This window comes from Pseudomonas sp. 6D_7.1_Bac1 (assembly GCF_025465945.1).
Lineage (GTDB): Bacteria > Pseudomonadota > Gammaproteobacteria > Pseudomonadales > Pseudomonadaceae > Aquipseudomonas.
The window spans coordinates 38,213-48,756 of record NZ_JANLNW010000030.1 but is presented as its reverse complement, the minus strand read 5'-3'; the positions used below and the strand labels follow the sequence as shown (position 1 = coordinate 48,756).

Here is a 10,544-nt window from a genome sequence, read left to right as displayed (position 1 = left end):
AAGGCGGCGCGTCCGGGTTCGGACTATCAGTGGTCGCTGACCCTGCTGCAAAAATTCAAGCAGATGATGCCGCACATTCCGACCAAGTCCGGTTTGATGCTGGGTCTGGGCGAAACCGACGAAGAAGTCATCGAAGTCATGAGGCGCATGCGCGAACACGACATCGACATCGACATGCTGACCCTGGGCCAATACCTGCAACCGTCGCGCAGCCACTTGCCGGTGCAGCGTTTCGTACACCCGGACACCTTCGCCTGGTTCGCCGAAGAAGGCTACAAGATGGGCTTCAAGAACGTCGCCTCCGGCCCGCTGGTACGCTCTTCGTACCACGCTGATCAACAGGTTAAGGGGGCGAAGAACAACTTGAGCTAGCAGTCGACTGTGTGCATTGCAGGCACGGTTCTGCTGACAGAGCGCGGACCTTTGGTTATCGTTGAACACATAAATGCCTCCCAGTGCGGAGGCATTTTTTTGTACAGCGCCAAAACCCATGAAAATTCATCGCCCGGGGCAAATCCGCAGCCGAATAGTTGATGGCGCGCATGAGTTGGCCCCTTCTAACCAACAGGGATTGGCTAACAGCCAATTGAGTGATTTTTGCACGGACGTTTTTTATTCTTACTCATCGCCTTGGGCCTGTTGGGAGGTTGTTCAACCACACCGCCAAGAGAGCAAAGCAACCTTTGCAGCATCTACCGCCAATACCCGGCCTGGTACGAAGACTCGCTGAAAATGGAGAAAACCTGGGGCCTGCCGCCACACGTGGCGATGGCGATCATCAAGCAGGAAAGCAGCTTTGTGCACGATGCCCTGCCTCCTCGCTACTACTTCCTGTGGGTTATTCCCTGGGGACGGGTCAGCTCGGCGTATGGCTACGCCCAGGCGCAGGACCCGGTGTGGGGCGAGTACAAAAGTGCAACCGGCAACGGCGGCTCGCGTGACAACTTTGACGACGCGATCATGTTCGTCGGCTGGTACGTCGCCGGCACTCAGCGTCAGTTGGGGGTTTCCAAGTGGGATGCCTACAGCCAGTACCTTGCCTACCATGAAGGGCGTGGCGGGTTCAGTCGCCAGAGCTACCTACAGAAACCCTGGTTGATGCAAGTGGCGCGCAAGGTCGAGCAACAGGCGAAAGATTATGGCTGGCAACTCAGGCAGTGCAGGAGCGAATTAGAGAGCAACCGCAGTTGGTGGTAGGGTCATGCCTTGGATGACTTCTCATCCGCGACGTCCACCTCGGCAGGCTCCTCCTCGTCGTCATCCTCTTCATCGTCATCGAGAAGAAAATCCTTGCGCGCTTCAGTGATCGCCCGGCGCATTTCTTCGCCCTTGATCGGGCAGTTGAGCAATTGGGCAATGCGGTCGATTCGTTGTGTCACAGCTGGCCTCCAACGCACCAGTAATTGGCTTGATAGTGCTCGCTTTCAACGAGCGAAGCCAATGCCCTGAACACTCAGACCGCAATCGCCCTGCAAAACCTCATGAAACCGCTCACATCGGTGACGTCCAATGGACATTATCCGCCCTGCTGTTCCACCAGCGACGCTGGCGCAGGTAGCTGCTTTTGTGTCTGCGGCTCGATGCGCTGCACGTGTGTGACCACGTCACTGACGTCGCCAGCCTCGTCATTGTGAATGATCAGAATCCCCGGATGACGCAGCTGTACCAGCCGTTCGCCGGTCAGCTTGAAGCTCTGTTTCAAGCCGTTGTCATCGACCACCGGCGCCGGCAAGCGCCGCCTGGCGAAGCCTTTGCTTTTGCGCTGTTGGTAACGCGCCCAGCCGATCAGGATCACCGCGTTGAGCAGCGCCACCCACAGGTAGATTTGCAGCGTGCCGAGGGCGTCGAGCATCGACGACTCGACAAGCTGCCCTTCGTTGGGATCGAGCAACGGCCAGAGGCCGCGCACCAGCAGATACAACAGACCGATCCAGGCCAACACGGTGAAAAAGGCGTCGATGACCACCAGGAATGGGCGTTGACGGGTTCTGATGATGTTCATTGACCGAGCGCCTCTTCATCGTCGTCGTTCAGTGGTTTGATGCCACGGTCCGGGCTGACCCAGCGCGCACGTTTCTGGTGTTGGCCAAACAGCACTTTGGGAAAGCTGACCAACGTGGTGAGCAGGCTGATGAACCAGAACACCAGCGGATACCAGACCACCCAGAACATGGTTTTCCACAGCCCGCGCTCGTAACGGCGGTCGATCAGGATGCTGACCGCGAACTGCAGCAGGCAGACCATCGCCAGCAACAATCCGGTGAAGGCCGGCGGCAGCAGATGGTGCACGGCAATGGCGGCCGGCATGTCGACGAACTTGCCCACGCCCCAGAAAATCACCGACAGCAAAAAGGTGAAGGCCCAACCGGTGGACAGGCAGTACTCGAACAGCAAGGGCCAGAGGTAGCGATGGCGGTACTGCCAGATGCCGCGGATATTTTTGAACAGTACTTCGGCGCCGCCCTGAGCCCAGCGCAAACGCTGCTTCCACAACCCGGAAAGGGTTTCCGGCATGAGGATCCAGCACAGCGCGCGCGGCTCGTAGAAGATGCTCCAGTGATCCAGTTGCAGCTTCCAACTGATGTCGATGTCTTCGGTGATCATGTCCGGGCTCCAATAGCCGACCCGATTCAGCGCCGAACGACGAAACGCGACGATCACCCCGGACACGGTAAAGATCCGCCCGAAGACCCGCTGAGTGCGTTTGATCAAACCAATGATCGAAGAGAACTCGCCCACCTGAACACGCCCCACCAGCGTCGAACGGGTTCGAATCCGTGGGTTGCCCGTCACCGCGCCGAGCCGGGCGTTGTCCAGCATCGGCGCCACCAGATAGGCCGCCGTGTTCGGCGCGAGCAACGCATCACCATCAATACACACCAAATATTCGCTGCGTGCGGCAATGGCGCCCATGCGCAAGGCCACCGCTTTGCCCTGGTTTTGTGCCAGGTGCAGCACCCGCAGGCGCGGATCCTCGGCAGCGAGGGCATCAAGGACGGCGGCGGTGTTGTCCTTGGAGCCGTCGTTGATGGCGATCACTTCAATGTTCGGGTAATGCTGGGCCAACGCGGCATGAATGGTATCGGCCGCGTTATCGCCCTCGTTGTAGCAAGGGATCAGGATCGAAATCAGCGGCTCGCCGGCCAGCGGTGGTGGCAGCGTGTCGTCCTTCCAGGGCCAGTGACGCTCCCAGTGCAGCCAGAAATACAGGCCGCCGGCGATCCACAATCCGGACATGAACAGCGGATAGAAAAACACGAAGTCCATCAAGAATTGCCCGGTGACCAGGAAGATCACGCCCAGGGGAATCCCCAGCACGATCGCCAGAACCAGCAGGGCCAGAAGTCTATCCAGCATGTTAGGGATTCCACTTGTTGGAGAGCGCGGGACGCACGGTTTTCACGTCCGGCTGGTTCTCGAGGAAGTTGTCCGGGTAGTAGCCAAAACTGCTGGCGCCCTGACGTTTGAGGCGACCCATCCAGTCCGCCAGTTGCTCGCCGTTCAGCACTGCGGCGGCGTCCTTGCGGGTCCAGTCGCGGGCCTGCAGTTCGAACACCGTGCGGTCCAGTGCACCGGGACGGGATCTGACCGTCGCCACCAACGCTTCCAGCCAGGCACCCGATTGCTCGCGGCTTTTGCCTTCCATCAGCGGCATGGCCATCGGCGCGGTCCAGTCGTAGGCGCCAAGGAAGTCATCGAGGTTCTGTGCGAACCAGGCTTCGCTGGACGGATTGAGCATCGGCTCGGCGAACAGGTTGCGGGCGGTCTGCACCTGCGGCCCGCGAATGGCGCGGACTTTGGCGGTCAGCTCGTGGGTGAAGTCGATCAGGTAACGGCTCTTGAAACGGCTCCAGCGTTGCAACGTCGCCGGATCGCCGCGCAAGGCGGCCATCGAGTCAGGCAGGCCGTTCGCGGCGTAGACCTTCAGCGCCTGCGGGCTGGCGTCTTCGAAGTCCGACAGCACTGCGTCGTCGTGATAGAGGATGCCGTCGACCGAGGTCAGGCGCGCCACGTCTTCATAGATCTCACCGATGATCCGCCGCACATTCGGGTCGAACGGCGACAGGCGCCGGTACTGGCCGGGGTCAACCGAGGTCTGACCGGTGGCCGGGTCCCAACGGGTCACGCGTGGCAAGGCCGGATCAAGCGCGAAACTGAGCACCGGCATCCAGGCAAAGACTTTGACGTGGGCGCGAGTGCGTAGCTGCCAGGCGACGCGGTCGAAGATGTCGGCGCGCACCGGTAAGTGGCGGTTGGGGAAGTACAGAGAGTGCACCAGCCCGTCGCCCTTGGGGTCGGCGAAGGCTTGCAGGAACACCGTGTTGGCGCCCATGTCGGCCATGCGCTGGATCAGCTTGCCGAGGTTGGCGTCCTGCTGAACCGGGTCCGGGTCGTAGACGTTATCCAGGTCAACGTGCACCACGCGCATCGGCGCGTCGGATTGCACAGCAACGATGCTGTTGGCGAAATGTTCGCCATCCGGATCGGAGGCCACCAGAAAGCGCGGACTGCTCATCAAGTTGTCGAGACTGTCGAGGCCGTCGTCGAGGGTCAGGGCCATCTGGTAGCCCTCGGAACCGATCACCTGCAACGCGGTGCCATCCGCCGTGCCGTAAGGCCAGACCCACACACGCGGGTTATAACCGGTGGCCTTGCGGATTTTTTCAGTGATGGTGACCACGTCCTTGTGTAGACGCGCCTGGAAATCGGCTTCCGACTCGTAGCTCCCGGTCGCCGCGTCATAACGACGGGTCGCCGCCGCCGGTTGCAGGTTGCCTTGTGGGTTGGCCAGGATGCCCTGGTGGCTGGCGTCGGTGTGGGCGGCGATTTCCACCAGCCCGGATTTGGACACTTCAGTGATCTGCGCCCAGGTCAGGAAGTCCGAACGCTGGCGCGGGGTGCCGGCGAAGTCCACGGGTGTGTCCAGTGGCGTATCGATCCAGACACCGACCGGCGCGAGCAAGGCGTGCCAGTTATAGGCACGCAGCACCGGCATAACGCGGGTGTAGAAGCTCGAATAGCCGTCGTCGAAGCTCAGCAGAATGGCCTTGGGCGGTAGCTCCGGGCCGCCGTTACGCGCAGCCATGATCTGGTCGACGGTGACGGGTTTGTAGCCGTTCTCGCGCAGCCAGGCGAGTTGCTCGATCAGCCGCTCGGTGCGCACGGCAACGACGGCCTGATCGGGGTCGCGATCTTCGACATCGTGGTAGGCAATGCCCAGCACATGATTCTTCGGCCAAGGCTTTTCATTGGCCGGTAGCGGTCGCTGTGACGGCGGCGTGAAGGCCGGGGCTTGCTGGGCGCAAGCGGTGAGCAGCAAGACGCCCAGCAGCAGGATGCAGCGTGTGATTCCAGGCATGATCAAACTCTTCTAGAAGCGGTAAGTGAGGTCGATGACCAGGCGCAGATCGCTTTCGCGAGCGCCGTCATAGGGCCGGTTGAGCCAGCTCAACGCGGCACCCGCCTCGAACACGTCGTTCCAGCTGACGCGCTGGCCGTAACTGAGCAAACCGACGGCGCCCGTGCCGTAGTCGCGTTGGCTGTAGGTCCCGGCCCCGGCCTGGAATTGCTGGCTCCAGGAGGTTTCGTATCGGTGATACAGCACGTGGTTGACGCTCACCGTCGGCAGCACGCTGAAGTCGGATTTCGGGTTGAAATACGGCACGTCTTCATTCTTGGAGTTGTGGCTGCTGCCGACTTCCAGGCCAAGGTCGACGTGCACGCCCGGCGCGCGGTACACGCCCTCACGACCGGTCAGCAACGCTTCGAGGCGGTTGTTGCCATCGCTGAAGTGCGACGGGCTGACGGCCAGTTTCCACTCGCGACTTTCATTGGCGCGCCAGCGGATAAAACCGCTGCCGCCGTTGGACGTGACATCGCTGTTCAAGGCCCGCAGCGGCGTATTGGCAGACAGATATTCAAGGCTGCCGCCGTACTGCCAGGCATCATTGATGTCGCGAGCCAGTGCCAGGCGTGCACCGGTTTTGTCGCCGTAGCCAAACGAGTGGTTGGAGACTTCCGCTTCAAGGGTCATGTCACGGGTCCGGCGCTCGACGCCCAAGCGTTGCCAGCGGTGATTACCGGTGCCTTCCTGGAAGTCGCCCGTGGCGTATCCGGCACCGCCGAACAGCCGCCAGTCCTCATCGATCGGCGGACTGTAGAGCACGCTTTCGATGCCAAAATCGCGGCTGCCGGTCACGGCGCCAGCACCGTTGCTGCCGCCGCCGTAGCTCTTGCCGCCATAGGTTGAAACCCGCAGTTCGGCCATGTCATGCACATCGCGCACACGCTCCAAACGCTGCACCTGACGGTTGTCCGGGACGCGCGCACCGACGTCATCGGCCAGCGCATCGAGCTGGCGCCACTCCTGTAAATCCAGCGCGGTGTAGGCCTGGCTGACTTCCAGGCCGACATCACGCGGCGCCATGCTTTCGGTTTCCTTGAGCTGGGTTTCCGCGCGCCGTGGCCATTCGCGAGCGCGGTACAGATCCGCCTGAGCCAGGCGCAAACCGATATTGCCGGGCGCCTGATCGACCAATGCCGCCAGCCGTTGCTCGGCCGATGGCAAATCGGCACCCTGGGTGCCGGCCTGGGCGGCCAGTTGTTGCGCGTCCATCCATTCATCGTTGGGGTTGCCCACCGGTAGGCCCTTGAGCTCGACCCGTGGTTTTTGGCTCTGCGCCAGGGTCTCGGCGAGCTTGCGCGCCTCCTCCGGCTGATCGCTTTCGAGCAAGGCGTAATACAGCGCAGTGCTGTCAACGAGGCGGTCGCCGACATCGGCGTCTGGCGCCGCCAGCACCTGGCGATACAGATCGACAGCGACCTCGGGCTGGCGCTGATCCAGATAGGCGGCGGCCACCCAGCGCAGTGCATAAGTCGGAATCTTCGCGCCTTCGCTGATCAGCTGTTGGTAGTCACGGATGACCTCGGCGGTGCGCGTGCGGGCCTTGAGCGCGCCCATGCGGTCAATGCGCCAGCGCACTACGTCGTCGTGGGCCTGAGCGTCCGGGGTCCAGGTCTTGAGCAACTGGTCGTAATCCGCCAACGCACGGTCGGCGATGATGAAACGTTCTTTTTCACTGCGTGTGGCCAGTTCCGCCAGACGCACCCGCTCGGCCGCGACATCGCCCTCGATGCGCAGCAACACGCTCGGATCGATCAGCCCCGGGCGCTGACGGGCCAGGCGCAAGGCCGGCTCCGGCAAGCGTGCGCGTTGCAGAGCGAGGACGTATTCGCGGGCGATATCCGGGTTGTTGCCCGCCCGAACGAACGCCTGGTCGTATTCGAACAGCGCGTCATAGGTTGCCCCGGCGCGGGTCAAGGCGTACGCCAGCGCCAGCCGGCGGGCCGGATCCTCGGGTTTGGCCGCGACCAGGGCTTTGGCGCGGCTGACGGCCTCTTCAGGTTTTCCGGCGTCGGCCTGGGTCAGCGCCAGGCCCAGTTGCAAATCCGCATTGTTGGGTTCAAGCGTCAACGCCTTGCGGTATAACGCAGAGGCCGAGTCCCAGCGTTTGAGATTGCGATAGGCACGGGCCGTGGCGGTCAGTGCCTGGACCGACAGCACCCGGTTGCGGCCTTGAGTTTCATAGACCTCGACGACTTCGCTATCGAGACCCGCCCAACTGGCGATCTGCAAATGATCGCTGACCTGGCCTGTGGTCAATTGGCTGTCGGGAACCTGGCGCAGCACGCTCAGTACCGGGCTGTAATTGCCGGCCCGCGCCTGGCGGATCAGGCCGTCGTAGGCCGTATCGGCAAAGGCCAGCATCGGCCAGAGCAATTGGCTGCACAGCGCCACGCGAATCATCGGGCGCAGGTGGGGATGGAGGGTACGCAACATTCGTCAGCTTCCTGTGCGAGGAGAGCTGGAGCGATGGGTTCCCCTGAGCACTACACCTCAGGCGGCCGGTGCCTTATGACCCAGCCAAGCTATCCTGCGGTGGAGTCTTCCATGTCGACGATCGGTAAAAGACAAATCCGCATATTTCTTCAGATTCGTCCCACACAGCAAAACGCCCAGTCTCTGCGCTAAAGCGAGAGCTGGGCGTTTACCTGAAGCGGTAGCGGTTACGGGGTGTTTACTGCATCGCGCCCGCTTTGTTGAGCTTGCTCATCACGAAACCGACAAACTGTTCGACGGTCATTTTCTGGCCGTTGAAGTCCACTTGATTGTTGGTGTAGTGCAGCCTGGAGACAATGTTGTTGCCATCCAGCGTCGCCAGTTGCGTACCAACAGCCATGCTGCTGACCATATCGCTGGTGGCGGTGGCTTGTTCGGCAACCGCTTTGGCATCGGTCTGGCCTTCCATCTGTGCCTGCACACTCACCAGGTCACCAATCATCGGCTTGGAGAGCTGCAGATTGAAGTCCAGCAGCGCAATCATTTGCTTGCCCAACTGGTCGGGTGGCAGGTCCAGCGATTGTGGCTTGGTCAGGTCAATCACCAGACTGGTGCGGCTTACGCCATTGGGGGTGGTGAAGGAGAAATTCTCCAGCGCTACCTGTGGCTGGGCGGCCAGCAGCGTCTCCAGACTCGCCTTGACCTGCGCGTGCTCGGCATCGGTCAGGTTCAGCTCTGGCGCCGGCTCACCCGCAGCGGCAGCAGCGGCGGCCGCCGCTTCGTACGGCTGCAGTTTGGTCTGGTAAATCTGCACCAGCGACAGCGTCGATGGAATATCGAGGTTTTTCATGCTCCAGGCCATTTGCGCGGAGCCAAGTGCCTTGTCGTTGAGGGTGATTTCGCCAATCTTGTAATCGGCACGCCCCGCCGCGTTGGTCCCGGACTCGGTGGTGGAGCTCTTCATTTCAGCATTCTTGAAGGCCATCACCGACTGCTTGTCGCCAAAGGTGGTTTTGGTGCTGGTCAGCTCGACGACGTTTTCCCCCAGGTAATAGCCATAGCTGCTTTTGTTGAGGTTGCTGGCCAGGGTCAGGCCGTTCAATTCGATTTTCACCGGGGACTGGTCCTGGGCAACACCGGTCAGCGTAAGGCTGTCCATGTAACCGTCGGCTTTGACCTTCTGTGCCTCGGCGCTGGCCGACACGTCGAGGCTCAGGCCGGAAAACTTCAGCGTGGACTTGTCGTCCAGTGCCGTTTCGACGGGCAGCAGTTCAAGGTTGCCGCTGGTGGCGCGGTCATAACCGATGTTGACCACACCCTTGAGCGGGGACACATCCTTGGTGGCAGCGAACCACTTTTCGGTCGTCGGGGTCTTTTCCAGCGAATAGTGACTGGTGGCCATGACCGGCAGCCATTTGAACGACACCAGACGCGAGAATGGCAGCGGGCCGTGTTCGATATGATCAACAAACAGTAGCTCGACGGGCTCACCGCCGAACATTTCGCCCTGGGCTTTGACGCGGTAATGCGCAGTGCTGCTGAACAACTGGCGATCCAGCGACACCAGTTCCAGGGTCGCGGTGCCCTTGGAACCGACCATCGCCGTTTGCAGTTCTTTGTTGGCGTCGGCGATCGAGGTTTGCAGCACCCCTTCCAGTTTTGTACCGGTGTACCAGGCACCGCCGGCACTGATTGCACCGATGGCCACGACGATTCCCAGAAGCACGCCTGCTGATTTATTCATGAATGACCCGATCAATGTCCGTTGTTGAAAAGGTGGTCGTCTTCCCTGAACCCGTGACGGGTTGCGGCTCGACTCCGCTAAAAGTGGGATGGAGATTAGCATTTGTGCCGTGGAGCGGCCCAATGATTAAAGGTGAAAGAGTGTCTATGGAGCGATGGTGCCTGTGGGCCACTTGCAGGGGTGAGTGTTTCGTCGATTATTCGATCGCCATCGCGAGCAGGCTCGCTCCCACATTGGACCGAGTCGGTGGATAAGAACGCGGTCAACTGTGGGAGCGAGCCTGCTCGCGATGGCGGCAGTCCTGCCGACATCGATTCAGGAATACTGCACTTCGATCTCATCCAGCTGATGATCAAAGCTTTTCAGCCGTGCGGTCCACGTGTAGACCAGCACTTCAAAGTCCCGATTGATCACCGCGCCATTGGGTGATTCCGAGCGCGGGTCGCAGAAATCCAGTTGATAACGCTCACGGGCCATGGCGTTGGCCACGTCAGACAGTTCGCGGGCGTTGTTCAGCCAGTGCCAGCCTTCGTCGGTGACCTGTTTATCGAGGGCCAGGCATTGGGTTTTCAGGGCTTCGAGGCTTTTTTCCAGCGGGGTACCGGTGAGTTCGCCCATGACTTCCTGAAAGGTGCGCCCCGGTTGCCAGTAACTGCCCCAGAAATACCGGTCAAACACCGTTTCAACCCGACGCAACGCCACCTTGGTGTCCCAGATCATCACCAGGGTCTTGCCTTGTTCGAGTTGTTTTTTCTTGATCCGCTGGGTTTGCAGCGAAGCCCAGGCGACGACCGCGATCGACAGCACACCGATCAGCGCGCTGGCACTGTCGAGAAAGACCAACGCCTTATCGAGCTGGTGCGCCAGCATCACGCCATAAAAATACGTTGCCGAGAGCAGCACCAGCGCGGCAATAGCGCACCAGAAGCCGGGAGCATAAGGGTTTTTCATTATTGGAAT

Annotated in this window: 8 protein-coding genes and 1 pseudogene; 2 read left to right on the top strand and 7 right to left on the bottom strand. The window is 60.9% G+C overall.

Annotated features, from left to right (window positions below):
• Both NTD87_RS08430 and NTD87_RS08425 read left to right on the top strand, forming a co-directional pair.
• A pseudogene (locus NTD87_RS08430) lies at positions 1-372 on the top strand (lipoyl synthase); the annotation flags it as partial.
• A 225-nt stretch (positions 373-597) separates the two neighbouring features.
• Positions 598-1,197 (top strand): hypothetical protein, encoded by a 600-nt coding sequence (locus NTD87_RS08425; protein ID WP_262113218.1) that lies wholly within the window; start codon positions 598-600, stop codon positions 1,195-1,197.
• A 2-nt stretch (positions 1,198-1,199) separates the two neighbouring features.
• Here the strand turns inward: NTD87_RS08425 and NTD87_RS08420 are convergent, their stop codons facing one another.
• From NTD87_RS08420 to NTD87_RS08390, 7 genes are all read right to left on the bottom strand, one after another.
• Complete coding sequence (locus NTD87_RS08420) at positions 1,200-1,379, bottom strand: hypothetical protein (protein ID WP_262113217.1); 180 nt, start codon at positions 1,377-1,379, stop codon at positions 1,200-1,202.
• 137 nt (positions 1,380-1,516) lie between these two features.
• Positions 1,517-2,002, bottom strand: a complete 486-nt coding sequence (gene pgaD / locus NTD87_RS08415; protein WP_262113216.1) for a poly-beta-1,6-N-acetyl-D-glucosamine biosynthesis protein PgaD — start codon at positions 2,000-2,002, stop codon at positions 1,517-1,519.
• Entirely contained in the window at positions 1,999-3,357 is a 1,359-nt protein-coding gene (gene pgaC, locus NTD87_RS08410) for a poly-beta-1,6-N-acetyl-D-glucosamine synthase (protein WP_262113214.1), read from the bottom strand. Before pgaC ends, pgaD begins: the two co-directional genes overlap by 4 nt.
• Before the next feature lies 1 nt (position 3,358).
• Entirely contained in the window at positions 3,359-5,359 is a 2,001-nt protein-coding gene (gene pgaB / locus NTD87_RS08405; protein WP_262113212.1) for a poly-beta-1,6-N-acetyl-D-glucosamine N-deacetylase PgaB, read from the bottom strand.
• Positions 5,360-5,371: 12 nt separating this feature from the next.
• Positions 5,372-7,840 (bottom strand): poly-beta-1,6 N-acetyl-D-glucosamine export porin PgaA, encoded by a 2,469-nt coding sequence (gene pgaA / locus NTD87_RS08400; RefSeq protein WP_262113211.1) that lies wholly within the window; start codon positions 7,838-7,840, stop codon positions 5,372-5,374.
• Positions 7,841-8,078: 238 nt separating this feature from the next.
• On the bottom strand, positions 8,079-9,584 hold the full coding sequence (locus tag NTD87_RS08395; protein ID WP_262113210.1) for a YdgA family protein: 1,506 nt from the start codon (positions 9,582-9,584) through the stop codon (positions 8,079-8,081).
• A 315-nt stretch (positions 9,585-9,899) separates the two neighbouring features.
• Positions 9,900-10,535 (bottom strand): NADH:ubiquinone oxidoreductase subunit N, encoded by a 636-nt coding sequence (locus NTD87_RS08390; protein ID WP_262113208.1) that lies wholly within the window; start codon positions 10,533-10,535, stop codon positions 9,900-9,902.
• Between the last annotated feature and the right edge of the window lie 9 nt (positions 10,536-10,544).

Bases quoted from the DNA above. Each gene is read 5' to 3' on its own strand.
- pgaD (WP_262113216.1), bottom strand. From the start codon at position 2,002: ATGAACATCATCAGAACCCGTCAACGCCCATTCCTGGTGGTCATCGAC.
- pgaA (WP_262113211.1), bottom strand. From the start codon at position 7,840: ATGTTGCGTACCCTCCATCCCCACCTGCGCCCGATGATTCGCGTGGCG.
- NTD87_RS08395 (WP_262113210.1), bottom strand. From the start codon at position 9,584: ATGAATAAATCAGCAGGCGTGCTTCTGGGAATCGTCGTGGCCATCGGT.
- NTD87_RS08390 (WP_262113208.1), bottom strand. From the start codon at position 10,535: ATGAAAAACCCTTATGCTCCCGGCTTCTGGTGCGCTATTGCCGCGCTG.
- pgaC (WP_262113214.1), bottom strand. From the start codon at position 3,357: ATGCTGGATAGACTTCTGGCCCTGCTGGTTCTGGCGATCGTGCTGGGG.
- pgaB (WP_262113212.1), bottom strand. From the start codon at position 5,359: ATGCCTGGAATCACACGCTGCATCCTGCTGCTGGGCGTCTTGCTGCTC.